The following is a 24065-nucleotide window of genomic DNA, read 5'->3' as shown; positions in this document are numbered from 1 at the left end:
TCCGACGCCCAGGTTCCACGTTCCTTCTGTGTCGGCCAGGTCGATGCCGCCCATGTCGGCGAGCACGCGGAACACGTCGTGCGGCGCCCACGTCGAACGCTCCACCTCGGCCCAGGAGCCGCGCGGCAGAACGCGCGCCAAGTTCGCGGCGATGCCCCCGCCGGTGACATGGCTGAGCGCATGGACGGCCCCCGGATGCGCGTCGAGCAGTCGCACGAGCGGCCCCGCGTAGAGGCGGGTCGGCTCGAGCAGCACCTCGCCGACCGTGCCGCCCAGAGCATCCGAATGATCGGTGAAGCCGACGCCCGCGCCCGCCAGGATGTGACGCACGAGCGAGAAGCCGTTGCTGTGCACACCGGATGATCGCATCGCGATGACGACGTCGCCGTTCGTCACGCGATCCGGGCCGAGCAGGGCATCCGCCTCGACCGCGCCGACCGCGGCACCGGCAACGTCGTAGTCGTCGACGCCGAGCAGGCCGGGGTGTTCCGCCGTCTCGCCCCCGACCAGCGCTGTGCCCGTCTCGGCGCAGGCGTTCGCGATGCCGGCGACGATGTCGGCGATGCGGTTCGGGAACACCTTGCCGCAGGCGATGTAGTCGGTCATGAACAGGGGTGCGGCACCGACCACGATGATGTCGTCGACGACCATGCCGACGAGATCCTGGCCGATGGTGTCGTGCTTGTCGATGGCCTGCGCGATGGCGACCTTCGTGCCCACGCCATCCGTCGACGTCGCCAGCAGCGGGCGCTTGAACGCGGTCAGGAACGACACGTCGAAGAGACCGGCGAAGCCACCGAATCCGCCCAAAACCTGCGGGCCGTGCGTGCGGGTGACGGCCTTCTTCATGAGTTCGACGGCGAGGTCTCCTGCCGCCGTGTCGACACCGGCGCGGGCGTAGCTGTCAGCCATCGGCGTGATCCTCTTCTGGGGAGTTCGCCGGGGGTTGCCCGGCGTGAAAGACTATGGTCAACAATCACTCTACGGTCTGGAGTCTGCACCGAATGTGCGGCATCGTCGGCATCGTCTCATCGGAGCCTGCCAACCAACTCGTCTACAACGCCCTCCTCCTGCTGCAGCATCGCGGCCAGGACTCGACGGGCATCGCCACCGCCGAGGGCTCGACCTTCCACTTCCACAAGGCCAAAGGCCAGGTGCGGGAGGCGTTCCGCACGCGCGACATGCGCGCGCTGCCCGGCACGATGGGCCTCGGGCATGTGCGCTACGCCACCAAGGGCACCGCCGAGAACGAGGAGGAGTCGCAGCCGTTCTACGTGAATGCGCCGTACGGCATCATGCTCGTACACAACGGCAACCTCACCAACACCCGCGAGCTCACCGACGAGCTGTTCCGCATCGACCGGCGGCACCTCAACACTCACTCCGACACGGAACTGCTCGTCAATGTGCTCGCCAACGAGCTGCAGGAGCAGGTCAGCGGCACCGACCTCGACCCCGAGCAGATCTTCGCCGCCGTCAGCCGCGTGCATGAGCGGGTCGAGGGCTCCTATGCGGCGATCGCGCTCATCGCCGGGCACGGCCTTCTCGCGTTCCGTGACCCGTTCGGCATCCGGCCGCTCGTACTCGGGCGTCGCACGAGCGGGCTGGTCGGCGACGAGTGGGTGGTCGCATCCGAATCTCTCGTCCTGGAGAGCGGCGGATACGAGATGGTGCGCGACATCGCTCCGGGCGAGGCCGTGTTCATCGCCAAGAACGGTGAGATGGTGTCTCGCCAGTGCGCCGCCAACCCGGTGCTCATCCCCTGCTCGTTCGAGTACGTGTACCTGGCCCGGCCCGACTCCATCATGAACGGCATCTCCGTCTATGAGGCACGCCTGCGCCTCGGCAACCGCCTCGCCGACACCATCGCCAAGCACACGCCGCTCGGCGACATCGACGTGGTCATGCCCATCCCCGACTCGTCCCGCCCCGCCGCCATGCAGGTCGCCCAGAAGCTCGGCGTCGAATACCGCGAAGGCTTCTACAAGAACCGCTACGTCGGCCGCACCTTCATCATGCCCGGCCAGGCGGAGCGCAAGCGCAGCGTCAAGCAGAAGCTGAACGCGATGGGCAGCGAATTCAAAGGCAAGAACATCCTCATCGTCGACGACTCGATCGTGCGCGGCACCACCTCGAAGGAGATCGTCGAGATGGCCCGTCAGGCGGGCGCCAACAAGGTCACCTTCACCTCGGCTGCGCCGCCCGTGCGCTACCCGCACGTGTACGGCATCAACATGCCCTCGCGGCAGGAGCTCGTGGCGCACGGCCGCAAGATCCCCGAGATCACCACGGAGCTCGGCGCCGACCACCTCATCTACCAGGAGGTCGCCGACATGCAGTCGGCCATCCTGGAGGGATCCTCGGTGCAGTCACTCGAGATGAGCTGCTTCACGGGCGACTACGTCACCGGCAACGTCAGCGAGGAGTACCTGCGCTGGGTCGAGCAGAACCAGCTCAGCTAGCGGGGCTCTCGCCGGGCTTGTCCGGCTCCTGTTGCGTGTCCGGCTCCTGCTGTTCGTCCGGCTCCTGCATGCTCTCGTGCTCGACGGTGACCTCCGCTGCGCGCCTGCGCGAGCGACGATCCAGCACGAGGGCGACGATCGCGCCGAGCACGATGCCGGCGGGGATGCCGTAGAGGGCCAGGTAGCCGAAGGTCGCGCCGAATCCGACCCGACGGTCGAGGTCGCCGACCGCGGTGAGCACGAACGCGACGATCGCGCCGAGGCCCGCGCCGAGCACCAGGAACACGGGCAGCTTGGGGGCACGGCGGATGCTCACGCGCTCCTGCTCCCGGACGACCCGCGGCTCCACGGGCTCCCCAGCGGCGCCGTCAGCCTCGTGCGGGCCCTCGGGCGTGTCCTGCTGTTCAGTCATGCCTCCATTGTCGCCCATTCGGGCTCGGGTTATTCTCCCCCTTTGGCGACCCCGGGCATCCGCACCCGCTCCGCGACGCGAGCCCGCCCATCCCGATCCGCGAGAGGTCAATACTGGCCCCACCGGCGCGAACTTGGGCAACTTTCTGACCACTCGCGGCGCCTCTTGAGGACGCGAGCCCCGCGAGAGGTCAACGTTCGCCCGAAGATGCCCCTCGAACGGCGAGTAATGACCACTCGACACGACACGAGCGACCACTCAGAGCTATACGAGGTCGTCACGCCGCCACGCGACGGGCAGCAGCCCTGTGAGGTCTGCGCGGGTTCCGGATGCCGACACGCGGGCGGCAGAGACGGCATCCGCCCAGGAGAGGGCACCGGTGGCGAGCTGCAGCCAGGTCGCGGCATCCGTCTCGATGACATTCGGCGGGGTGCCGCGCGTGTGGCCGGGGCCTTCGACACATTGCACGGCACCATGCGGCGGGACTCTCACCTCGAGGGTGTTGCCGGGCGCGGCATCCGCCAGCATCTGCAGAAGGTAGCGCACGGCGGTCGCCTCGATCATCCGGTCGTCCGATCCGGCGAGCGCCTGACGCACCGCCGCCTCGCCGACGAGCGGCACTATTCTCGCTTTGGCCATGGAACAACGGTAACAAGCTCACCACGCACGCGGCGGATGATCGTGCCCGCCCGGGAGTGACGAGTGTCACCTCTGCCAGAATCTAGGCATGGATTCCGCCGCCGATCATCTGACCGCCGAGCTGCTGCCCCGCGCGGGCAGCCTCTCTCGCAGGGTCTGGAGTTGGGCGAAGACGCTCCTGGGCGCGGCGACGGGACTCGGAGACGGGCTGCCACCTGTCGACCTCGTGATCCGGCGCATCCCCTCAGGCGCGGAGGTGATGCGGACACCGGCGGATGTCGGTTCTCCGGATTTTCTGCTCGAACAGGTGCGGAGCGATCTGCAGGAGATGACGGTCGACGAGTTCCTCTCCGAGTGGAGAGCGGAATGAGCCCGCTCGCACACTGAGCGGCGACCGCTACTCTGGCAGGGTGAGAATCCTTGTACTCGGTTCCGGTGCCCGCGAGCACGCCATCATCACCGCGCTGCTCGCCGAGGATGCCGGCCACGAGATCATCGCCGCCCCCGGCAACGCCGGCATCGCGGCGAGCGTTCCCGTGATCGCCCTCGACCCGACGAACCCGGGCATCGTCGCCGACTTCGCCGTCGACAACAGCATCCAGCTGGTCATCATCGGCCCGGAGGCGCCGCTGGTCTCCGGTGTCGCCGACCGCGTGCGCCGCACCGGCATCGCCGTGTTCGGCCCCGACAAGGCGGCAGCCCAGCTCGAGGGCAGCAAGACCTTCGCGAAGCGCATCATGGAGGCGGCGGGCGTGCCGACCGGCCGGGCCACCCGCGCGGGCACCCTCGAGGAGGCGATCGAGGCGCTGGATGCCTACGGCGCCCCCCATGTGGTGAAGGCAGACGGTCTCGCAGCGGGCAAGGGCGTGCTGGTCACCTCCGACCGCGACGCCGCGATCGCCCACGCCACCCACTATCTGGCGCAGGGCAGCGTGCTCATCGAGGAGTTCCTCGACGGCCAGGAGGTGTCGCTGTTCCTGCTCTCCGACGGCCATGATGTGCTCCCCCTGAGCCCCGCGCAGGACTACAAGCGCCTCGGCGACGACGACGAGGGCCCCAACACGGGCGGCATGGGCGCATACTCGCCGCTGCCGTGGCTGCCCGACACCTTCGTCGACGAGGTCATCGACACGATCGCCGTGCCCACGGTGCGCAGGCTCGCCGAGGAGCAGACGCCATTCATCGGCCTGCTCTACTGCGGCCTCATCATCACCGACCGCGGCATCCGGGTCATCGAATTCAATGCGCGCTTCGGCGACCCCGAGACGCAGGTGGTGCTGCCGCGTCTGGTCACCCCGCTCAGCGGGCTGCTCTTCGCCGCCGCGACGGGCGGCCTCGCATCGCTGCCGCGCCCCCGGTTCTCCGACGATGTCGCCGTCACGGTCGTGCTCGCCAGCGAGGGCTACCCCGAGACGCCCATCACCGGGCGGCCGATCACGGGCATCGATGCGGCCCTCGCCGTGGAGGGCGTAACCATCGCGCATGCGGCGACCGCAGCATCCGCCGATCACAACGATTTCGTGTCGACCGGCGGCCGCGTGCTCAGCGTCGTCGCGACGGGCGGCGACTTCGCCGAAGCCCGCTCGCGTGCCTACCGCGCGCTCGACGCGATCACGCTCGAGGGCGGCCAGTTCCGCAGCGACATCGCCCTGCGCGTCAGTGATGAGGCGAGCGCGTGAATCTCGTCGGCTGGCAGCACGAGTACTCGGGCAAGGTCCGCGATCTCTTCACCTCTGCAGACCAGCCGGGGCGGATGCTTGTGGTCGCCAGCGACCGCGTCAGCGCCTACGACCACGTGCTCGAGCCGGGCATCCCGGGTAAGGGCGAGCTGCTGACCCGGCTCAGCCTGTGGTGGTTCGACAGGCTCGATATTCCCAACCATCTCGTGGAGGGGAGCGTCCCCGCCGAGGTCGCCGACCGCGCCATGCTCGTGAAGGCGCTCGACATGTTCCCGATCGAATGCGTCGTGCGCGGCTACCTGAGCGGCAGTGGCTGGAAGGAGTATCAGGCCACGCAGTCCGTCTGCGGCGTGCCCCTCCCCGCCGGCCTCGCCGACGGTGACCGCCTGCCCGAGCCCATCTACACGCCCGCCTACAAGGCGCCGCTCGGCGAGCATGACGAGAACATCAGCTTCGAGCGCACCGTCGAACTCGTCGGCGCCGACACCGCCTCAGCCCTGCGCGAGCTCTCGCTGCGGGTCTTCTCGCAGGCATCCGCCATCGCCGAGGAGCGCGGCGTGATCCTCGCCGACACCAAGTTCGAGTTCGGGGCGGATGTCGACGGCACCATCACCCTCGGCGACGAGGTCCTGACCAGCGACAGCAGCCGCTACTGGGACGCATCCCTCTACGCCGCCGGCAACCGCACCGCCAGCTTCGACAAGCAGATCGTGCGCGACTGGCTGAGCGCCCACTGGGACGGCATCGGCGTGCCCCCGCAGCTGCCGCACGAGATCGTGGAGCGCACAGCCGCCCGCTATCGGGAACTCATCGAGCGCCTCACGGCGCAGCAGGGAGCATCCGCATGACCGCATCTGAGATCGAGCACGAGATCAAGTCCGTGGCGTACGACCACGCCGACAGCACGATGCTGCGCGCCGCGCAGCGGGCCGAGATCGCGGCCGCCTACGGGGGCGAGGAGACCGAGCCGGGCGAGCCGCTGAGCGCCGCCGATGCGGCCCTGTTCCTGGTCGCCTACGACGACGGCATTCCGGCCGGATGCGGTGGGCTGCGCATTCTTGAGGGCGGCGACGCCGAGGTGAAGCGCATGTATGTGACTCCGTCTCGGCGGGGCACGGGTGTTGCGCCCGACGTACTGCACGCCCTGGAGGCGGCGGCGCTCGAGCTCGGCATCGCACGGCTGGTGCTCGAGACGGGCGACCGACTGAAGGCGGCCATCCGCTTCTATGAGCGTGAGGGCTACTCCCGCATCCCCAACTTCGGCGCCTACGTGGACGCGCCATTCAGCTTCTGCTACGCGAAGACGCTTCTGCCGGCATCCTGATCGTGAATCGGGAATAGAGAAGAGAGAAGGTTGTTGCTACAACCATGAGCACACTCGACATTCTCGCCGCAGACACCGCCATGGGCGCGGTCACCCTCAAGGTCGCCGACCTCGACACGATGATCGCCTTCTACCGTGACGGCGTCGGCCTCACCCTCCTCGCACAGGAGGGCAACACCGCCATCCTCGGCCGCACCGGCAACGCCTCGCTCGTGCTCGAGCTCGCCCCCGAGCTGAAGCACGCGCCCGATTCCGCCGCCGGGCTGTTCCACACGGCCTTCCTGTTCGCCGAGAAGAGCGACCTCGCCGCATCCGTCTACTCGACCGCGAAGCTCTACCCGAACAAGTTCACCGGCAGCTCCGATCACTTCGTCAGCAACGCCTTCTACTTCGACGACCCCGAAGGCAACGGCGTCGAACTGTACTGGGACACCGACCGCAGCCTGTGGGAGTGGAACAACGGCTCCGTGCACATGGGCACCGTCTACCTCGACCCGAACCGCTTCCTGCAGGAGAACCTCACCGAGGCAGGACTCGCCGCCCCCACCGTGGGCGAGACCGGCATCGGCCACGTGCACCTGAAGGTGGGAGACATCCAGACGGCGAAGCAGTTCTACGTCGACACCGTCGGCTTCGAGGTGACCATCGAATACGGCACCCAGGCGCTGTTCGTGAGCGCCGGCGGCTACCACCACCACGTCGGCATGAACACGTGGCACAGCTCGGGCGCCCCCGCCCGCACCCCCGCGCTAGGCCTCGGTCAGGTCGCCATCCAGGTGCCCACAACGGATGAGATCGGCGCACTCGCCGAACGGCTGACGGCCCGCGGCATCCAACAGGCAAACGACGGCAAGGTGCTCACCTTCGACGACCCGTGGTCGAACCTGATTCGGGTGACGGCTGCGGCGTAACCCGCACCCACCCCTGCGCCGGCACCCGCGATCGGTCACTTCTCACCCCAAGGGCTTCTCCTTCGGGCGAGAGATGACCACTCACGCACTTGAGCGAAAAGTGAAAGCTCGTGAAAGGTCACTTCTCGCCCCAAGACCGCGGACGAAGGGCGAGACTTGACCACTCGCACGCGGAGACGCGAAAGCGGCCGACCCCCGAGGGGGCCGGCCGCTTCTGCGTGCGGGGTGCTACTCGCCGACACCCACGGGGTCGGCCGACGCGATGTCACCGTGCTTGACGGCCTCAATGAGCTTCGCACCGAGACCCGAGTCGACGGAGGTCCAGTACCAGATGAAGCGGTCCTTGATCGCGGGGACCGTCAGGGCGCCGTACTGGCCGGCGAGCGTCTGAAGGAAGCGCGCCTTCGACTCCTCGGTGAACACCTCACGGTAGAGGGTGCCCGCCTGGCCGAAGTCGTCGTCCTCCGAGTGCAGGGTCTGCGCGGCGCGCACGAGCTCGCCGTCGCTCTCCCAGCGACCCTCGGATGCACGGGCCGGGTCGGCGGCGGGGCCACCGAACGAGTTCGGGGTGTAGACGCGAGCCGAAGCATCCGGGTAATTGAAACGCATCTGGCCCTCGTGCTGGTAGTTGGTCACCTCCGTCGCGTGCGGACGGTTGACCGGCAGCTCGTTGTAGTTGGTGCCGATGCGGTTGCGCTGGGCATCCGGGTACGAGAACACGCGAGCCATGAGCATCTTGTCGGGGCTGATGCCGATGCCGGGAACCAGGTTCGACGGCGAGAACGCGGCCTGCTCGATCTCAGCGAAGAAGTTCTGCGGGTTGCGGTTGAGCGTGTAGTGCCCGACCTTCTGCAGCGGGTAGTCGGCGTGCGGCCACACCTTCGTGATGTCGAAGGGGTTGAAGCGGTACGTCTTCGCGTCCTCGTACGGCATGATCTGCACGAACACATCCCAGGTGGGGAACTCGCCGCGCTCGATGGCCTCGTACAGGTCGCGACGGTAGTAGTCGGAGTCGGAACCGGCGAGCTTCTCGGCCTCGGCGGCCTCCATCAGCTCGACGCCCTGGCGGGACTTGAAGTGGTACTGAACCCAGAATCGCTCACCCTCGGAGTTGATCCACTGGTAGGTGTGCGAGCCGTAGCCGTTGAGGTGGCGCCACGACTTGGAGAGACCGCGGTCACCCATGACGTAGGTGACCTGGTGGGCCGACTCGGGCGAGAGAGTCCAGAAGTCCCACTGCATGTCGGCGTCGCGCAGGGCCGAACCGCCGAGGCGCTTCTGCGAGTGGATGAAGTCAGGGAACTTGATGCCGTCGCGGATGAAGAACACCGGAGTGTTGTTGCCGACGATGTCGTAGTTGCCCTCGGTCGTGTAGAAACGCAGCGCGTAGCCGCGCACATCGCGCCAGGTGTCGGGTGAGCCCTGCTCGCCGGCGACAGACGAGAAACGCAGAAGCATCTCGCTCTTGGCGCCCTGCTGGAACACTGCGGCGCGCGTGTACGCCGACATGTCCTCGGTCGCCTCGAACTCACCGAACGCTCCGCCGCCCTTGGCGTGCGGGTTGCGCTCCGGCACGCGCTCGCGGTTGAACGAGGCGAGCTTCTCAACGAGCGCGAAGTCGTGAAGCGCGGTGATGCCGTCGGGGCCGGTCGTGAGCGAGTGTGCGTCGCTCGCGAGAGGCGCCCCACTCTGGGTCGTCGTGAAGTTGGTCACGGTGTCTCCTTCTATCTGTTGGGTTCGGTGGTCGCGTTGTGGCATGAGGGGCAGAGTCCCCAGAAGGTGACCTCTGCAGTGTGGATGGCGAAACCAGAAGCATTCGACGGGGTCAGGCAGGGCGCCTCACCGACGACACAGTCGACGTCTTCTATGGCCCCGCATCCGCTGCACACCACATGGTGGTGGTTGTCGCCCGTGCGCAGCTCGTAGAGCGCGCTCGAACCGGCCGGCTCGATTCGGCGCAGCAGTCCGGCGCCGGTGAGCGCGGCGAGCACGCCATAGACGGCCTGCAGGGAGGTGCCGGGCAGCGTCTGCCGCACGGCGCCGAACACGGTGTCGGCGTCGGCGTGCGGGCTGGCGTCGAGCGCGCGCAGCACGGCCACGCGGGGCTCAGTCACCTTGAGACCGGCACCGCGGATGCTCTCGCCGAGCGTCTGCGTCGTGGCCGTTTCCATGACATCCATTCTAGCGTTGTTTTGAGTAATTCAAAATAAGGCGGGCCTAAGCATCCGGGTAGAATGAAGGCATTCATCCGCGCGATCCCCTGGAGTGAACCGTGCCCACAATCGTCGTCGAGGTCATGCCCAAGGCCGAACTGCTCGACCCCCAGGGCAAGGCCGTCTCCGGAGCCCTGCACCGCCTCGGCAAAACCCACTTCGCCGGCGTGCGCATCGGCAAGCGCTTCGAGATCACCGTCGACGAGATCACGGATGCGGTGCTCGCCGAAGTGCGCGAGCTCGCCGAGACAATGCTCTCCAACTCGGTGATCGAAGACGTCATCAGCATCACGACGCCCGACTCGGCCGTCGCAGGGGAGACGCACTAGTGACCATGCGCATCGGCGTCATCACCTTCCCCGGCTCGCTCGACGACCGCGACGCCGCCCGCGCCGTTCGCTTCGCCGGCGCAGAACCCGTCGCCCTGTGGCACGGCTCGCACAGCCTCGAAGGCGTAGACGCGCTCGTGCTGCCCGGCGGCTTCAGCTACGGCGACTACCTGCGCTGCGGCGCCATCGCCGCGCTCTCACCGATCATGTCCGAGGTCATCGACGCGGCCAACAAGGGCATGCCTGTGCTCGGAATCTGCAACGGCTTCCAGATGCTCGCCGAAGCGCACCTGCTCGAGGGTGGCCTCATCCGCAACGACCACGGCAGCTTCATCTGCCGCGACCAGCTCCTGCGCGTCGAGAACGCCTCCACCGCCTGGACGGGCAACTTCGAGCAGGGCCAGGAGATCACCATCCCGCTCAAGAACGGCGAAGGCGGCTTCATCGCCGACGCCGACACCGTCAAGCGGCTCGAAGGCGAAGGCCAGGTCGCGTTCCGATACCTGGGCGTCAACCCGAACGGCTCAGTCAACGACATCGCGGGCGTCTCGAACGCGCGCGGCAACGTCGTCGGCCTGATGCCGCATCCGGAGCACGCCATCGAGGAGGGCTTCGGGCCCGACACCCACGCCGCCATGCGCAACGGCACCGACGGCCTCGCATTCTTCACAAGCGTCATCACGCAGGCGCTCGTCGCGCGGTAGCCTCAGCGAAGGCGGCAGCCTCAGTCGTGGGGCTGCTCCGACGACACGCGCGGCTGCTCCAGCGACACCCGTGTCACCGGCAGGGCCTCAGGATGCTCCGCCTGCAGCCAGGTCATGATCTCCTCGCGCACCAGGCAGCGCAGCGCCCACTGGTCGCCCGAGTCTGCCGATGAGACGAGAAAGCGCAGGGTCACGAAACCGCCCTCCGACCCTGTGACGAGCACGCTGGCCGCGCGCCGATCCCAGGCATCCGAGCCCTCCACGATCTCCATGAACTTCTCGCGCACCGCCTCCACGGGCACGCGCCAGTCGAGGTCCATGTACACGGTGCCGAGGATCTTGTCGGAGCGTCGCGTCCAACTCTCGAACGGCTTCGACGTGAAATAGGTGCTTGGCAGCACCAGCCGCCGCTCATCCCAGACATTCACCACCACATACGACAGCGTGATCTCACCGATGCGGCCCCACTCGCCCTCGACGACAACCACATCACCCACCCGGATGGCGTCACTGAACGCAAGCTGGATGCCCGCAATCAGATTGCCGAGCGTCGACTGCGCGGCCAGGCCGGCGATGATGCTGACGATGCCCGCCGAGGCAAGAACACTCGCCCCCACAGCCCGCACCTCAGGAAACGTGAACAGCACCGCGCCGAACGCGATCACAGCAATAAGCACCGTCGCGAGTCGCTGCACGACCGACAGCTGGGTGCGCATCCGCCGAGCCTCAGGGCCGAGAACGCCGCTCGCGTCGTAACGCGCCATCACCCTCTCGATACCGAACGACGTGATCGCCGACAGCAGCCACCCGGCCGTCAGGATGACCACAATCAGGAACACCCGCGACAACGCCGGCCACCACGGGAGGTCGGCGGGGGCGCTCACCGCACAGGCGACCCACAGCGCCACAACCAGCAGCAGGAAGCGCCAGCGGTGACGCATCCGCTGCAACAGCAGGCCCATCCACGGGGCGCGCCTGCTCGCTAGGGCCACCACCAGCCGCACGAGCAGAACCAGCACCACCACAGCCACCACCGCCACGGCGATCGCGAGGAGCGTGCCCAGCCACGGGCCCCATCCGGTCAGGTCGTCTTCTTGGATCGGCATCCGCCCAGCCTAGGCACGGGCGCGCACGAGATCGAACTTTCGCATGATGGGCGAGCCTCCCGCGCACGAGAGAATGGTCGAATGACCACGACCTCCCCACCCACGACCCGCCTGACCCCGCAACGCTTCTACCGCGTCGTCGCCATCGCCGAGGCCATCACCTGGACGCTCCTCATCGCCGGCCTGCTCATGAAGTACGTGTTCGACGCCGGCGACCTCGGAGTGCGCATCGGCGGCAGCATCCATGGCTTCGTGTTCCTGCTGTATGCGGCGACCGCCGTGCTGGTGGGCGTGAACCAGAGGTGGAGCATCCGCCTCATCGTCGTCGGCGTGCTGACCGCGATCGTGCCCTACGCGACCATCCCGTTCGACCTGTGGCTCGACCGCCGCGGGCTGCTCGCCGGCCGCTGGCGCACCGAGAAGACGGATGACCCGCGCGACGCCCACTGGATCGACCGGCTCATGAGATGGTTCCTGAAGCACCCGCTCGTGCTCGTCGCATTCGTCGTCGTCGTCGTCGCCGTGATCTTCACGGTGCTGGTCACTCTGGGGCCTCCCGGGGGGCGCTGACCCGTACTTCTCCTCCCCTTAGCTGCGGCACTGCTTGCCCGAACGCGGCGCCGGCGTTCAGCCAGTGTAGGAGGTGGTTCCGGCGAGGCCGATGAGCCCGCCGATTGCGGCCAGGATGACCCCGCCCAGCAGCACCCAGAACAGCATGAACAGGGCACCGATGACGATGCCGGTGATCGCCATCCCCCTGCCCGCCGGCTCCTTCTTCAGGCCCACGATGCCGAAGATCAGCGCACCGAGCGGCACCAGAAACGTGAAGCCGAAGAGGATGGATGCGAGACCCAGCACCATCGAGGTGACGCTGAGGCCGCGCGGCGGGGCCTGCACGAAGTACACGGGCTGCGGCTGGCCGGCAGGCTGGTTCAGGGCGGGATCGCTCATGGCTGTGTCATCTCTCTGGGCGCCGTCTCTCGGGGCCGGTTCGGTTGCATGCATTCTCAGGTTCGGCGCGTCCCCAGCAAACTAGCAGGTCTCGAGACTGCACAAAACGTACGTTTTCGGGCCAAAAGCGTGCGATCTGCGTACTCTCGGCGGACGCGCGCGCGGCGACCGTCGTCGAGAGTGCACGAAACGTACGGTTCGAGGCGAAAAGCGTGCAATACGTGCAGTCTCGGCGAGGGGTGCGGGCGGGAGCGGATGCGGGCGGGCCGGGCACAGAGGGCCGGGCCGGACGGGGCGGATGCGGGCGGGGCGGATGCGGGCGGGGCGGATGCGGGCGGGCGCCAGGCAGGCGGGCGGGCCACACAGGGAGGGGTGGGCCAGTCAGGCAGGCGGGCCAGGCCAGGCGGGCGGGCCACACAGGAGGGGTGGGCCAGTCAGGAGGGGCGCCGCCAGCAGCTCGGCCGGGCACTCAGGGGCTCGCGTGCGCGACGGCCTGCAGCGCTGGCGTGCGCGTCTGGCTGCGCGGGTCGATGGCGACCCGCAGGTGCGTGCCCCGCGCGGCGAGCTCAAGCGCCTGCTCGACCTCCCCGAGCCCGAAAGTTTCGCCCACGAGCGACGCGAAGGGGTACCGCCCGGCGGCGCCTTCGAGGTACTCGGCGGCGCGCTCCAGCTGGCCGCCGCCGTAGTTGTGCACGCCGCGCAGGGTGACGAGCCGACGCACGATCGACTCCGGGTCGATGGGAACCAGCTCGCCGGGTGAGACGCTGCCCACCAACACGACAACACCGCCGACGCCGACCGTAGACACGAGGGCGGCGACGGCGGAAGGCGCACCCGACATCTCGATGGCGACAAGCGGTTCCCTGCTGCCCTGTTCGAGCATCCGGGCCAGTGTCGGCTGAAGTGCCACAGGCTCGACCGCGGCGGCCGCACCGAAGCGCAGCGCGACCTCGCGACGCATCGCATCCGGATCGGAGACGATAACCGTGGCGCCCGCATCCGTCGCCATGGCGCAGGCGGTGAGGCCCAGCAGGCCGGCCCCGGCGATGACGACCGTCTCGCCGGCGAGGGGAACGACCCCGGATGCCGCATCGAGCGCGGCAACGACAGTGGCGGTCGCGCAGCTGGCTGGGGCGATGACGGCGGCGGGCAGCTCGTCGTCGACGATGATGACAGCGGTTCCGGCGAGCACCTGAACGTGCGTGGCGAAGCCGCCGCTCAGCTCCCAACCGCGACGAACCCTGTCGTGCCCGTACTTGGCGAGGGTGCGGCACTTCTGGCTGAGGCCGCGCACGCAGCGATCGCAGTCGCCGCACGCGACCGCGACTGACCAGATGACGCGCATGCCGACCATGAGCGGGGTGCCATTGGATGCCCGCGCGTGCTCGCCGAGGGCGACCACCCGTCCCACCTGCTCGTGACCGAGCACGAGCGGAGTGTCGGCGCTGCGGTGGCCGAGCACGGTGTGCAGATCGGAGCCGCAGACGGTCGCCAACTCGACCTCGACGAGCAGGTCGCCAGCTCCGAGCGAAACGCCCGGGGTGGCGATCTGCACGAGGGGGTGGCCGGCTCCCGACCAGACGACGGCCGTCGGCGACGGGCTCAGCAGCACATCCCGCGTGGGGTGGGTGGCGTTCGGCATGCCGACTACTCGATGACGTCGTCGATGCCGAGCAGCGGCGCGAGTTCCGCGATGCTGTCGAGCACGACATCCGCACCGGCCGCCTCAAGGGTCTCGCGGTCGTGGGCGCCCGTCAGAACACCGACGATGAGGCCTGCGCCCGCGTTCACCCCCGAGAGCATGTCGCTGGCGGTGTCACCGACGATGACCATGCCGGCGGTGCCCGAAGCGCCGACGCGCATCAGCGCGGTGAGGGGCAGATCCGGGAACGGCCGACCGCGGCCAGCCTCGGCGGGCACAAGCGTCACGTCGACGAGCGCCGCCCAGCCGAGCACCTCGAGGATGGCGTCCATGGTGGCCCGCGAGAAACCGGTGACGAGGGCGATCTTCACATCGAAGTCACGCAGCTGGCGCAGCAGCTCTTCCGCGCCGGGGATCGCCTCGATGCCGCCCTGGACGGCGAGCTCCAGGTAGGCGGTCTCGAAGGCTTCGTTGGCACGCTCCGCGGCAGCATCGTCTGCGGCAAGCGCCCGGAACACGTCGATCTTCGACTGCCCCATCGTCTCGCGCACATAGCCGAGAGCGCCCGCAAGCTGCTCGTCGCCGTCGACAATTCCGGTGCGCTCAGCGGCGAGCGCGAAAGCCCGCTCGACGAGGCCGTCGTCGCGCACCGTGGTGCCGGCAAGGTCGAGCACGACGAGTTCGATCTCCACGTCGAGGTCTTCGTCGAGCTCCTGTGCGATGTCGCGTTCGATGGTCATGGTGCGCCCTCCGTTGTTCGCCATACGCCGGATACTCACGGCGTTGTCGTAACGTCACGCTAGACAGCGCAGGGCAACACGAGCGGATGCCCCGGTTAAGCCGCGATGAACGGAAGGCGTCAGCTACGCCCCGCGGTCAGCGAACAAGCTCTTTCTCCATGCGCGCGTACGAGGCCTCCATGCCGTCGGTCATGCCCGTGGCGAGGATCATGTCGCGCAGTTCCCTGCTGGGGTACTCGATGAGCAGGGTGAGAAGGGTTGCCCCATCCTCCTCGTCGAGGCTCAGATCGTTCACCGTGCCCGGGCCGTCGACGCCGGTCATGCGCTCCGTCGTGACCATGCGGCGCGGGGCCTCCACGAGGAGCGCTTCGCCCTCGAAGCCGAACGCCTCACCCTCGGTGCCGTCGACCGGCGCCCAGGCGGTGCGGTAGCTGTCGCCTGCGGCGGCCGCGATCACACAGTCCGTCATCACCCAGCCGTCCGGGCCGAGCAGCCACTGGCGCATCAGCTCGGGCTCGTTGTGGGCGCGCCAGACGAACTCGCGCGGGCCCTCGATAAGGCGTGTGATGCGCACATGGGTGTCATCGAGCAACTCGGTGCGTGTGCCCTTGCCCTGCGCGTAGGCGCGCAGCCCCTCCAGCACGATGTCGAGCTGGTTCATCGCCATGGTCGAGCCCTCGACCATGCCCATCGCTGTGAGCTGTTCGAGCGCTTCGACCGAATCGAAATAGGTGACGTTGATCATCCGCGTGCCCGATTCGGTGACCTCGAACTCGTACGTCATGCGCATCGACGGCATGCCATCGGCGGCCGCGCCGTCGCTGTCGACGAAACCGTCGATCACCTCGAAACGGCGGGGCTCATCGATCATGAGGAACTCCCACGCCCCGGATGAGCGCTCGCCCTGCGGGCTGGTCATGTGGTACCTCGCGCGACCACCGACAGTGTGGTCGAATTCGGTGAACGTGGCCGGCCATCCGGGCGGGCCCCAGAAACGCTCAAGCTGCCGCGGGTCGGTGAAGGCGGCCCACACCCGCTCGACGGGGGCGGCGAAATCGGCGACGAGCGTCATGGTGAGCTTCTCGGCATCGGTGGTGACATCGGTGACAGGCATGTCATTCTCCTTCAGGTTGGGCGGCCAGCAGCACGTCGAGGCGATCGACGCGTGTTCGCCAGAGGTCTTCGTAGCGGGCGAGAAGGGCCCGCGCGCGGGCGATCATCTCAGGATTTGCGCGCACGAGACGTTCCCGCCCCTCCGCACGCTTGACGATGAGCTGAGCCGCTTCGAGCACGGCGACGTGCTTCTGCACGGCCGCGAACGACATGTCGTATTCGCGGGCCAACTCCGAGACCGACTGCTCCTCGGCGATCGTGCGTCGCAGGATGTCCCGCCGCGTTGATGCGGCGAGGGCCTGGAACATGCGATCGATGTCGACATCACTCAACTCATTTTGTGCAACCATTTGGTTGCACGTTACGCCTGCGTCGGGCATCCGTCAAGAGGCGATCGAAACCACTTCAGCGGCGGCTACGCGTCCACAGCATCCGCGCCCCGACGCCGACCGCTCCGATCGCCGCAGCCACCACGACAGGGCCCAGGTCGACCCAGAGAGCCATGCCGAAGACCTGGGCACCAGCATCCGCCATCTCAGCGAGATCCCCATCCAGCACGCGCATACCCAAGGCATAAGCGGTCGCGGTGAACAGCGCGGGAATCAGCCACAGCGCGAGGAGGAGACCCGCCCAGACGCCGAGTCGGGCCACAGGCTTGACCCCGCACCAGGCGAGCGCAAGCCCCACGATGAGCGCCGGCAGCCACCGCAGCACATCTGCCGCGAGCGGCGGGTACCCGGCCAGACCGGTCACTGCGACGATTCCCGTGCCGATCCAGGAGGCGAACGGCACCGCCGCGAGGCCGACACCGAGCGCAACAGGGCCAACAGAACGCCGCGAGGTCAACCGGAATGCGAGCAGGGCGAGCAGCGCACACGCCTCAACGCCCGTCAGCATCCCCGTGAAGTAGAAGAAACCGCGATCGTCGGCGCCCTCCGCGAAGGCGCCGACACCATCAGCGACAACCACAAAACTCTGCACAATCGCGATCGTGTGCACCACCAGCAGCCCGGCGGCCACCGGACGGGCCGCTATAGGACGCCGCCGCCGGATGACACGAACAGCAAGCCCGGCCACCACACCTCCCATCACGAGCAGCGCCAGCAGCGTGATCGCCTGGTACTGACTCACCGGAAGCAGTGCGAACGGCATGTCCTCGGGAAGAGTCTGCGTCGTCCACAGGTTCTGCAGCGGCAGGCGCCCGCCATCGAGAAGGGCCGGCAGGATGCCCCCTGCTGCGGCAAGAGCACCGAGGGTGAACGGCGCGATGGCCGAGATGAGGCGTGCGCGGGCCGCTTCGGCAGCAGGCCCTGCCGCGGTGTCGGCGGCGGCTGAAGCATCGGCTGCGGAGTCGGCTGACGGCACGGCTGCAGGCTCGGCTGCAGCGTCGGCTGCGGGCTCGGCTGACGGCACGGCTGTGGAGTCGGCTGACGAGTCGGCATCGGCATCGGTCACGGCTGAAGCATCGACTGCGGGCTCGGCTGGGGGCACGGCTGCGGAGCCTGCTGAAGGCACGGCTGCGGAGCCTGCTGAAGGCACGGCTGCGGAGTCGACTGCGGGCTCGGCTGTGGGCTCGAGCACCGGATCGGCTGAGGGGTCGGCGGGGGCATCGGTCACGGCTCAAGCGTGGCAGACGCCCCGGACATCCGCCCCTCCTCTTCGCCGAGACTACGCAAATCGACCGTTTGAGCCGGAAAAGCGTGCGATTCGCGTACTCTCGCTGAACATCCGAGTGTCCGTCACCCCTCCAACTTCGCCGAGACTGCACGAATCGCACGCTTTGGGCGCGAAAGCGTGCGATTCGTGCAGTCTCGGCGAAGTGGGGGTGGGGAGGCAGGCGGGCGGATGCGCGGCGGGCGGATGCGCGGCGGGCGGATGCGGTGAGCTGCAGCGGTAGACTGGCCGAGCCGGCGAACGTGCCTGCGGCATCCGTAATCCTCTGGGAGAAGCCCCCTCGTGACCGACGTCTCAGCCACCCCCCGCCACCATGTCGCCGACACCGTCTCGAACGCCGTCGCAACGCCCGAGAAGGAGCAGCCGTATGCGGCGCTCGGGCTGAAGCCGGACGAGTACGCGAGCATCCGCGAGATCTTGGGCCGCCGCCCCACGAGCGGCGAGCTGGCCATGTACTCGGTCATGTGGAGCGAGCACTGCTCCTACAAGTCGAGCAAGAAGTACCTGCGCCAGTTCGGCGAGAAGGTCAGCCCGGCCATGAAGAAGAACCTCATGGTGGGCATGGGCGAGAACGCGGGCGTCATCGACGTCGGCGAAGGCTGGGCGGTCACCTTCAAGATCGAGTCGCACAACCACCCCAGTTACATCGAGCCGTTCCAGGGTGCCGCGACCGGTGTCGGCGGAATCGTGCGCGACATCATCTCCATGGGTGCGCGCCCCGTCGCCGTCATGGATGCCCTCCGCTTCGGCAAGATCGATGACCCCGATACGGCCCGCGTCGTGCACGGCGTCGTCAGCGGCATCAGCTTCTACGGCAACTGCCTCGGCCTGCCCAACATCGGCGGCGAAACCTACTTCGACTCCGTGTACCAGGCCAACCCGCTCGTGAATGCGCTCGCGGTCGGCGTGCTCCGCCACGAGGACCTGCACCTGGCCAACGCCCGCGGCGTCGGCAACAAGGTCGTGCTCTTTGGGGCGCGCACCGGCGGCGACGGAATCGGCGGAGCATCCATCCTCGCCTCCGACTCCTTCGACGAGGGTGGCCCCACCAAGCGGCCCGCCGTGCAGGTCGGCGACCCCTTCGCCGAGAAGGTGCTCATCGAGTGCTGCCTCGAGCTCTTCAAGAACGAACTCGTTGAGGGAATCCAGGATCTCGGCGCGGCCGGCATCTCGTGTGCGACCTCTGAGCTCGCGGCCAACGGCGACGGCGGCATGCGCATCCAGCTCGAGAACGTGCTGCTGCGCGACCCCACGCTCACGGCCGAAGAGATCCTGATGAGCGAAAGCCAGGAGCGCATGATGGCCATCGTGCGCCCCGAGAAGCTCGACGCTTTCATGGCCGTCGTGAACAAGTGGGACGTCGAGACGAGCGTGCTCGGCGAGGTCACCGAAGGCGACCGCCTCGTGATCACCCACCACGGCGACGAGATCGTCAACGTCGACCCCAACACGGTCGCCGTCGACGGGCCCGTGTACGACCGACCCGTCGCCTACCCCAGCTGGATCGACGCGCTGCAGGCTGACACGTCCGCCCGGCTGCCCCGCGCATCCGGCCCCGACGAACTGCGCGACCAGGCCCTGCGCCTGCTCGGCAGCCCCAACCTTGCCTCCAAGGAGTGGGTCACCAACCAGTACGACCGCTACGTCGGCGGCAACACCGCCCTGTCGTTCCCGGATGACGGCGGCATGGTGCGCATCGACGAGAACAGTGGGCTCGGCTTCGCCGTGGCGACGGATGCGAATGGCCGCTACTGCCAGCTCGACCCGCGGCAGGGCGCCCGCCTCGCGCTCGCGGAGGCGTACCGCAACGTCGCCGCCACCGGCGCGACCCCCGTCGCCGTCAGCGACTGCCTCAACTTCGGCTCCCCCGAGAACCCTGAGGTCATGTGGCAGTTCAGTGAGACCGTCGAAGGACTCTCGGATGCCTGCCTCGAGCTGGAGATCCCGGTCACCGGCGGCAACGTGTCGTTCTACAACCAGACCGGCGACGTGCCCATCCACCCGACCCCCGTCATCGCCGTGCTCGGCACCATCGACGACGTCGCCCGCCGCATCCCCAGCGGTTGGCAGGACGAGGGCAACAACATCTACCTGCTCGGCACCACCCGCGACGAGCTCGACGGCAGCGCCTGGGCCGGAGTCATCCACGACCACCTGGGCGGGCTGCCGCCCACCGTGTCACTCGACGACGAGAAGATGCTCGCCGGGCTGCTGCACTCCGGCGGCCAGGGCAGCCTGCTCTCCTCCGCGCACGACCTCGCCGACGGCGGGCTCTTCCAGGCGCTGGCCGAATCGGTGCTGCGCTTTGGCGTCGGCGCCCGCGTGTGGCTGACCGGAATCACCCAGCGCGACGGCGTCGACGAGACGGCGGCCATGTTCAGTGAGTCGACCGGCCGGGTCATCGTCAGCGTCCCGCGCGAAGACGATGTGCGCTTCGTCGGCCTGTGCGAAGGCCGCGGCTACCCTGTGCTGCGCATCGGCGTCACCGACAACAACGGGCAGCTGGAGATCCAGGACCAGTTCACGGTGTCGGTCGACGAACTGCGCGGCGCGCACACCGCCACACTGCCGGAGCACTTCGGGGCGGTCGTCGGCGGCTAGCGAGGCGGAGGCGCGTTCCGCGCTACTCAACCCGCGGGAGTTGCTCGGCGGCTAGTCGCCGTTGCGGATGCGGTCATGGTGGTGGATGACCTCCGCGACGATGAATCCGAGGAACTTCTCTGCGAACTCCGGGTCGAGATTGGCCTGCTCGGCGAGCACCCGCAGGCGCGCGATCTGCACCTTCTCCCGCTCCGGGTCAGACGACGGCATACCGTTCGCCGCCTTCAGCTCGCCCACCTGCTGCGTGAACCTGAACCGCTCCGCGAGCATGTGGATCAGCGCCGCATCGACATTGTCGATGCTCTTGCGCAGCCTCAGCAGATCGGATGCGGCATCGTTCTCGCTCATCACGCCCTCCAGGCCGGCCCGCCCCATGCGGTGGCCACCACCCAATTTACAGGGTGGCGACCGTCAGTCGGGCAGCCCGCGGAACAACACCGGGCGACCGCCCTGCGCCGCAAGCCGCTGTTCAAGCCCGGCCCGAACATCCGGCCATTCCTCGAGCAGGATCGAGTAGACCGCGGTGTCGCGCCAGCTGCCATCGGCGCGTCGTCTCACGCGCCGCAGCACACCCTCGAAGGCGGCCCCGATGCCGGCGATCGCCGCCCTCGACCGCTGATTGATCGCATCCGCCTGGATCTTCACCCGCCCGAAGCCGCTGTCGAAGGCGTGGCCGAGCAGCAGCAGCTTCGCCTCCGCGTTCACGGCCGTGCCCCACACCTGCGGCGCGTAGGCCGTCCAGCCGATGTGCGTCGACTCGTTCTCGACATCGAAGTCGGCCAGCGAGCTGGTGCCGATGACCTCGCCATCGTGCGGCCCGCCGCGCAACAGGACCGCATACGGGATGCCCGACGCGAAGGGGTAGTAGCCGCGAGCCCACTCGGCGAAACCTTCGGCTGTGTCGCTCAGCCCCGCCGGGCCGCCGCCGTAGCCTCCGGCGAAGACCTGCGGATGCCCTATGGCCGCGAACAGCGCGGGCATGTGCTCATCGCGCAGCGGTTCGAGGGAGATGTAGCGCCCCTCGAGGCGCTCGGGCTGGGGTCGTTTCGCGGTCACGAAATGCAGTCTTCCACCGAAAGTGCCACGATGGTATCCGTGACCACCACAGAGCTCTTCTCCAGGTCGGCCGATGCCTTCGTCTCACTGCTCGGCGAGGTGACCGACGATCAGTGGTCGCTGCCCGGGCTCGGCGTCTGGGATGTGCGCAGCCTCGCGGGCCACACCGCCCGCGCCATCCTCACCGTTGAGAGCTACCTGGGCCAGGATGAGCCCGGCGGCGTCACCATCCCCAGCGCCGAGGACTACTACAAGTCGGTGCTCGAACAGTTCACCGACCACGCCTCCATCGAGCGGCGCGGCGTCGAAGCCGGCGAGTGGCTCGGGGCCGACCCCGTCGCGACCGTGCGCGAAGCGCTGCAGCGAACCCGCGCGCTGATCGCCCGGCAGCCCGCAGACCGGGTGGTGTCGATCGGCGGCATGGGCATCCTGCTGAGCGAATATCTGCGCACCCGCGTCGTCGAGCTGGTGGTGCACTCCATCGACCTGGCTCGCGCAATCGACTCCGACTTCACCCCTCCCGCGGATGCTGTGATGGGCACCGTGGCGCTCCTCAGCTCGACCGCGGTGAACAAGGGGCAGGGCACGCCGCTGCTGTTGGCGCTGACAGGGCGGGAGCCGCTGCCGGCCGGGTTCACGGTCGTCTGATCTGCCTTCCCGGCTGCCCCGCGCATCCGGATGTCGTGATCACCTCGCGAGCGTCACTCCGCGTCGGGGTCGCTGCCGCCACGCCTGCTGTACAGGAAGTAGCTGAGCAGGGGCGTGATGATGACCGCGATGATGATGAGGATTCCCGGGGTGAGCCATGGCGAGACATGGTCGGTGCTCGCCTCCGCGGCGGCGAGCACGGTGACGGAGCACAGAAGCAGCAGGATTGTGGTGGTAGCACCGAGCAGCGGCATCACTGGCCCCCTGCCCGCACGTGTCGATCATCGCCGGGGCAGGTCGTCCACCCCGATATACCGATGATTCCACGAATTGCGCGCGCTCTCTACTCCCGCAACCGGGGCGCAGGCCTCCGGGCATCCGCATCGTTGTGCGGCTTTTATGTCGTTGTGCGTGCACGGGCGCGCACAACGACATAAAAGCCGCACAACGTCGGCGCGGCAGCGCTCAGCTCAGCCGATCAGGTCGTGGCGCACGACGATGGCGTCACGGCCGGGGCCGACGCCGATCGCCGAGATGCGCGAGCCGCTGATCTTCTCCAGGGCGAGCACGTAGTCCTGCGCATTCTGCGGCAGATCTTCGAAGCGACGCACGCCGGTGATGTCCTCCGACCATCCGGGGAACGTCTCGTAGACGGGCTTCGCGTGGTGGAAGTCACTCTGCGACACGGGAACCTCGTCGACGCGCACACCGTCAACCTCGTAGGCGACGCAGACGGGGATCTCGTCGAGCCCGGTCAGCACGTCAAGCTTGGTGAGCACGAAGTCGGTGACGCCGTTGATGCGGGCCGAGTAGCGCGCAATGGGCGCGTCGTACCAGCCGCAACGACGCGGGCGACCCGTGGTGGTGCCGAACTCGCCGCCGTTGTTGCGCAGGAACTCGCCCGACTCGTCGAAGAGCTCGGTCGGGAACGGCCCAGCACCGACGCGGGTCGTGTACGCCTTGACGACGCCGATGACCCGCTCGAAGCGGTTGGGGGCAACCCCGGAGCCGGTGGCGGCACCGCCGGAGGTCGCATTCGAGGAGGTGACGAACGGGTATGTGCCGTGGTCGACATCCAGCATCGTCGCCTGGCCTGCCTCGAACAGCACCGTCTTGCCCGCATCGAGCGCCTGCGTGAGCACGAGCGCCGTGTCGGCCACCATGGGGCGCAGCCGCTCGACGTACTGCAGCAGGTCTTCGACGATCTCGTCGACGGTGATCGCACGCCGGTTGTAGATCTTGACCAGCAGGTGGTTCTTCTGGTGCAGCGCACCCTCCACCTTCTGGCGCAGGATGTTCTCGTCGAAGAGATCCTGGATGCGGATGCCCACCCGGTTGATCTTGTCGGCGTAGGTGGGGCCGATGCCGCGACCCGTTGTGCCGATCTGGCGCTTGCCGAGGAAGCGCTCCGTGACCTTGTCGAGCGTGCGGTGGTAGTGCGTGATGACGTGCGCGTTGGCGCTGACCAGCAGACGGGAGACGTCGACGCCGCGGGCGATGAGCGCGTCGAGCTCCTCGAAGAGCACCTCGATGTCGACGACGACACCGTTGGCGATGACGGGCACGACCCCCGGGGAGAGGATGCCCGACGGCAGCAGGTGCAGCGCGTACTTCTCGTCGCCGATGACGACGGTGTGACCGGCGTTGTTGCCACCGTTGAACTTGACGACGTAGTCGACGCGGCCGCCGAGGAGGTCGGTGGCCTTGCCCTTTCCTTCGTCGCCCCACTGGGCGCCGATGAGCACGATTGCGGGCATGGGTGTTCCCTTCGAAAATATGACGGGGAGAACTGACAGTCTATCGCGCCCGGGCGCTGCGGCGCTGGGTCGCGCCTTGACCCCGCACTGTTACGCCGGGTGAC

Annotated in this window: 27 protein-coding genes; 11 read left to right on the top strand and 16 right to left on the bottom strand. The window is 68.1% G+C overall.

The genetic code is table 11. The features are described 5' to 3' along the window. Positions 1 to 912 (bottom strand): phosphoribosylformylglycinamidine cyclo-ligase (purM, locus tag FB562_RS11455; RefSeq protein ID WP_141881431.1); only part of this gene is annotated, 912 nt, incomplete at its 3' end. 92 nt (positions 913 to 1004) lie between these two features. On the opposite strand from purM, the gene purF reads away from it, so the two are divergent. Then, on the top strand, positions 1005 to 2462 hold the full coding sequence (gene purF, locus FB562_RS11450) for an amidophosphoribosyltransferase (protein ID WP_141881430.1): 1458 nt from the start codon (positions 1005 to 1007) through the stop codon (positions 2460 to 2462). Here purF and FB562_RS11445 read toward each other — a convergent pair. Further along, positions 2455 to 2874 carry a hypothetical protein gene (locus FB562_RS11445; protein ID WP_141881429.1) on the bottom strand — a complete coding sequence of 140 codons (420 nt, stop codon included), beginning with the start codon at positions 2872 to 2874 and terminating at the stop codon, positions 2455 to 2457. The two genes, purF and FB562_RS11445, sit on opposite strands and share 8 nt — an antisense overlap. A 264-nt stretch (positions 2875 to 3138) precedes the next feature. Further along, positions 3139 to 3513 (bottom strand): sterol carrier family protein, encoded by a 375-nt coding sequence (locus FB562_RS11440; protein ID WP_141881428.1) that lies wholly within the window; start codon positions 3511 to 3513, stop codon positions 3139 to 3141. Positions 3514 to 3601: 88 nt separating this feature from the next. On the opposite strand from FB562_RS11440, the gene FB562_RS11435 reads away from it, so the two are divergent. Genes FB562_RS11435 through FB562_RS11415 form a run of 5 tightly spaced genes read left to right on the top strand, consistent with a single transcriptional unit; the run spans position 3602 to position 7427 of the window. Then, positions 3602 to 3883 (top strand): hypothetical protein, encoded by a 282-nt coding sequence (locus tag FB562_RS11435; RefSeq protein ID WP_141881427.1) that lies wholly within the window; start codon positions 3602 to 3604, stop codon positions 3881 to 3883. A 40-nt stretch (positions 3884 to 3923) separates the two neighbouring features. Further along, positions 3924 to 5192 carry a phosphoribosylamine--glycine ligase gene (gene purD / locus FB562_RS11430; protein ID WP_141881426.1) on the top strand — a complete coding sequence of 423 codons (1269 nt, stop codon included), beginning with the start codon at positions 3924 to 3926 and terminating at the stop codon, positions 5190 to 5192. Beyond that, complete coding sequence (locus FB562_RS11425) at positions 5189 to 6040, top strand: phosphoribosylaminoimidazolesuccinocarboxamide synthase (RefSeq protein ID WP_141881425.1); 852 nt, start codon at positions 5189 to 5191, stop codon at positions 6038 to 6040. Before purD ends, FB562_RS11425 begins: the two co-directional genes overlap by 4 nt. Further along, entirely contained in the window at positions 6037 to 6516 is a 480-nt protein-coding gene (locus tag FB562_RS11420) for a GNAT family N-acetyltransferase (RefSeq protein ID WP_141881424.1), read from the top strand. Before FB562_RS11425 ends, FB562_RS11420 begins: the two co-directional genes overlap by 4 nt. Positions 6517 to 6560: 44 nt before the next feature. Then, positions 6561 to 7427 carry a VOC family protein gene (locus FB562_RS11415; RefSeq protein ID WP_246081468.1) on the top strand — a complete coding sequence of 289 codons (867 nt, stop codon included), beginning with the start codon at positions 6561 to 6563 and terminating at the stop codon, positions 7425 to 7427. A gap of 228 nt (positions 7428 to 7655) precedes the next feature. On the opposite strand, the gene FB562_RS11410 is transcribed toward FB562_RS11415, so the two are convergent. Then, positions 7656 to 9140: a catalase gene (locus tag FB562_RS11410; RefSeq protein ID WP_246081467.1), complete on the bottom strand. Its 1485-nt coding sequence runs from the start codon at positions 9138 to 9140 to the stop codon at positions 7656 to 7658. A gap of 11 nt (positions 9141 to 9151) precedes the next feature. Continuing rightward, complete coding sequence (locus tag FB562_RS11405) at positions 9152 to 9598, bottom strand: Fur family transcriptional regulator (protein ID WP_141881422.1); 447 nt, start codon at positions 9596 to 9598, stop codon at positions 9152 to 9154. A 101-nt stretch (positions 9599 to 9699) separates the two neighbouring features. Here FB562_RS11405 and purS point away from each other — a divergent pair, with 101 nt between their 5' ends. Beyond that, positions 9700 to 9969 (top strand): phosphoribosylformylglycinamidine synthase subunit PurS, encoded by a 270-nt coding sequence (purS, locus tag FB562_RS11400; protein WP_141881421.1) that lies wholly within the window; start codon positions 9700 to 9702, stop codon positions 9967 to 9969. Positions 9970 to 9974: 5 nt separating this feature from the next. After that, the gene (purQ, locus tag FB562_RS11395) at positions 9975 to 10673 is read left to right on the top strand and encodes a phosphoribosylformylglycinamidine synthase subunit PurQ (RefSeq protein ID WP_141881448.1); all 699 of its coding nucleotides are present in this window, start codon (positions 9975 to 9977) and stop codon (positions 10671 to 10673) included. A gap of 20 nt (positions 10674 to 10693) precedes the next feature. Here purQ and FB562_RS11390 read toward each other — a convergent pair whose 3' ends face one another. Continuing rightward, on the bottom strand, positions 10694 to 11779 hold the full coding sequence (locus tag FB562_RS11390) for a mechanosensitive ion channel family protein (protein ID WP_141881420.1): 1086 nt from the start codon (positions 11777 to 11779) through the stop codon (positions 10694 to 10696). 81 nt (positions 11780 to 11860) lie between these two features. On the opposite strand from FB562_RS11390, the gene FB562_RS11385 reads away from it, so the two are divergent. Next, positions 11861 to 12349, top strand: a complete 489-nt coding sequence (locus FB562_RS11385; RefSeq protein ID WP_141881419.1) for a DUF3817 domain-containing protein — start codon at positions 11861 to 11863, stop codon at positions 12347 to 12349. 57 nt (positions 12350 to 12406) lie between these two features. Here the strand turns inward: FB562_RS11385 and FB562_RS11380 are convergent, their stop codons facing one another. The 6 genes from FB562_RS11380 to FB562_RS11355 form a co-directional block, all read right to left on the bottom strand. Next, complete coding sequence (locus FB562_RS11380; protein ID WP_185740559.1) at positions 12407 to 12730, bottom strand: DUF4190 domain-containing protein; 324 nt, start codon at positions 12728 to 12730, stop codon at positions 12407 to 12409. Positions 12731 to 13199: 469 nt separating this feature from the next. Further along, the gene (locus FB562_RS11375; protein ID WP_141881417.1) at positions 13200 to 14372 is read right to left on the bottom strand and encodes a zinc-binding dehydrogenase; all 1173 of its coding nucleotides are present in this window, start codon (positions 14370 to 14372) and stop codon (positions 13200 to 13202) included. Between the two features lie 5 nt (positions 14373 to 14377). After that, a complete protein-coding gene (locus FB562_RS11370; protein ID WP_141881416.1) occupies positions 14378 to 15136 on the bottom strand; it encodes an HAD family hydrolase in 759 nt (252 codons plus the stop codon). A gap of 112 nt (positions 15137 to 15248) precedes the next feature. After that, complete coding sequence (locus tag FB562_RS11365; RefSeq protein WP_141881415.1) at positions 15249 to 16226, bottom strand: SRPBCC family protein; 978 nt, start codon at positions 16224 to 16226, stop codon at positions 15249 to 15251. A 1-nt stretch (position 16227) separates the two neighbouring features. Continuing rightward, positions 16228 to 16575, bottom strand: coding sequence for an ArsR/SmtB family transcription factor (locus tag FB562_RS11360; RefSeq protein ID WP_141881414.1), 348 nt, complete (start codon positions 16573 to 16575; stop codon positions 16228 to 16230). 55 nt (positions 16576 to 16630) lie between these two features. Further along, positions 16631 to 17842 carry a hypothetical protein gene (locus FB562_RS11355; RefSeq protein ID WP_185740567.1) on the bottom strand — a complete coding sequence of 404 codons (1212 nt, stop codon included), beginning with the start codon at positions 17840 to 17842 and terminating at the stop codon, positions 16631 to 16633. Between the two features lie 339 nt (positions 17843 to 18181). On the opposite strand from FB562_RS11355, the gene purL reads away from it, so the two are divergent. Continuing rightward, positions 18182 to 20500 (top strand): phosphoribosylformylglycinamidine synthase subunit PurL, encoded by a 2319-nt coding sequence (purL, locus tag FB562_RS11350; protein ID WP_141881412.1) that lies wholly within the window; start codon positions 18182 to 18184, stop codon positions 20498 to 20500. Between the two features lie 51 nt (positions 20501 to 20551). Here purL and FB562_RS11345 read toward each other — a convergent pair whose 3' ends face one another. Together FB562_RS11345 and FB562_RS11340 are read right to left on the bottom strand one after the other, a co-directional pair. After that, positions 20552 to 20848: a chorismate mutase gene (locus FB562_RS11345; protein WP_141881411.1), complete on the bottom strand. Its 297-nt coding sequence runs from the start codon at positions 20846 to 20848 to the stop codon at positions 20552 to 20554. A gap of 63 nt (positions 20849 to 20911) precedes the next feature. Further along, positions 20912 to 21556 carry a GNAT family N-acetyltransferase gene (locus FB562_RS11340; protein ID WP_141881410.1) on the bottom strand — a complete coding sequence of 215 codons (645 nt, stop codon included), beginning with the start codon at positions 21554 to 21556 and terminating at the stop codon, positions 20912 to 20914. Positions 21557 to 21595: 39 nt separating this feature from the next. Here FB562_RS11340 and FB562_RS11335 point away from each other — a divergent pair, with 39 nt between their 5' ends. After that, entirely contained in the window at positions 21596 to 22204 is a 609-nt protein-coding gene (locus FB562_RS11335; RefSeq protein ID WP_185740558.1) for a maleylpyruvate isomerase family mycothiol-dependent enzyme, read from the top strand. A gap of 53 nt (positions 22205 to 22257) precedes the next feature. Here FB562_RS11335 and FB562_RS11330 read toward each other — a convergent pair whose 3' ends face one another. Both FB562_RS11330 and FB562_RS11325 read right to left on the bottom strand, forming a co-directional pair. Next, the gene (locus FB562_RS11330; protein WP_141881408.1) at positions 22258 to 22458 is read right to left on the bottom strand and encodes a hypothetical protein; all 201 of its coding nucleotides are present in this window, start codon (positions 22456 to 22458) and stop codon (positions 22258 to 22260) included. A gap of 216 nt (positions 22459 to 22674) precedes the next feature. Continuing rightward, on the bottom strand, positions 22675 to 23961 hold the full coding sequence (locus tag FB562_RS11325) for an adenylosuccinate synthase (protein ID WP_141881407.1): 1287 nt from the start codon (positions 23959 to 23961) through the stop codon (positions 22675 to 22677). Positions 23962 to 24065 lie beyond the last annotated feature (104 nt).

This window comes from Homoserinimonas aerilata, assembly GCF_006716125.1.
GTDB classification, from domain to species: Bacteria; Actinomycetota; Actinomycetes; order Actinomycetales; family Microbacteriaceae; genus Homoserinimonas; species Homoserinimonas aerilata.
Note: the sequence above shows the minus strand (reverse complement) of the source record. Positions and strands in the feature narration are given on the sequence as shown.

Bases quoted from the DNA above. Each gene is read 5' to 3' on its own strand.
- purF (WP_141881430.1), top strand. From the start codon at position 1,005: ATGTGCGGCATCGTCGGCATCGTCTCATCGGAGCCTGCCAACCAACTC.
- FB562_RS11445 (WP_141881429.1), bottom strand. From the start codon at position 2,874: ATGACTGAACAGCAGGACACGCCCGAGGGCCCGCACGAGGCTGACGGC.
- FB562_RS11440 (WP_141881428.1), bottom strand. From the start codon at position 3,513: ATGGCCAAAGCGAGAATAGTGCCGCTCGTCGGCGAGGCGGCGGTGCGT.
- FB562_RS11435 (WP_141881427.1), top strand. From the start codon at position 3,602: ATGGATTCCGCCGCCGATCATCTGACCGCCGAGCTGCTGCCCCGCGCG.
- FB562_RS11420 (WP_141881424.1), top strand. From the start codon at position 6,037: ATGACCGCATCTGAGATCGAGCACGAGATCAAGTCCGTGGCGTACGAC.
- FB562_RS11415 (WP_246081468.1), top strand. From the start codon at position 6,561: ATGAGCACACTCGACATTCTCGCCGCAGACACCGCCATGGGCGCGGTC.
- FB562_RS11405 (WP_141881422.1), bottom strand. From the start codon at position 9,598: ATGGAAACGGCCACGACGCAGACGCTCGGCGAGAGCATCCGCGGTGCC.
- purQ (WP_141881448.1), top strand. From the start codon at position 9,975: ATGCGCATCGGCGTCATCACCTTCCCCGGCTCGCTCGACGACCGCGAC.
- FB562_RS11390 (WP_141881420.1), bottom strand. From the start codon at position 11,779: ATGCCGATCCAAGAAGACGACCTGACCGGATGGGGCCCGTGGCTGGGC.
- FB562_RS11385 (WP_141881419.1), top strand. From the start codon at position 11,861: ATGACCACGACCTCCCCACCCACGACCCGCCTGACCCCGCAACGCTTC.
- FB562_RS11380 (WP_185740559.1), bottom strand. From the start codon at position 12,730: ATGAGCGATCCCGCCCTGAACCAGCCTGCCGGCCAGCCGCAGCCCGTG.
- FB562_RS11375 (WP_141881417.1), bottom strand. From the start codon at position 14,372: ATGCCGAACGCCACCCACCCCACGCGGGATGTGCTGCTGAGCCCGTCG.
- FB562_RS11370 (WP_141881416.1), bottom strand. From the start codon at position 15,136: ATGGCGAACAACGGAGGGCGCACCATGACCATCGAACGCGACATCGCA.
- FB562_RS11365 (WP_141881415.1), bottom strand. From the start codon at position 16,226: ATGCCTGTCACCGATGTCACCACCGATGCCGAGAAGCTCACCATGACG.
- FB562_RS11360 (WP_141881414.1), bottom strand. From the start codon at position 16,575: ATGGTTGCACAAAATGAGTTGAGTGATGTCGACATCGATCGCATGTTC.
- FB562_RS11345 (WP_141881411.1), bottom strand. From the start codon at position 20,848: ATGAGCGAGAACGATGCCGCATCCGATCTGCTGAGGCTGCGCAAGAGC.
- FB562_RS11330 (WP_141881408.1), bottom strand. From the start codon at position 22,458: ATGCCGCTGCTCGGTGCTACCACCACAATCCTGCTGCTTCTGTGCTCC.
- FB562_RS11325 (WP_141881407.1), bottom strand. From the start codon at position 23,961: ATGCCCGCAATCGTGCTCATCGGCGCCCAGTGGGGCGACGAAGGAAAG.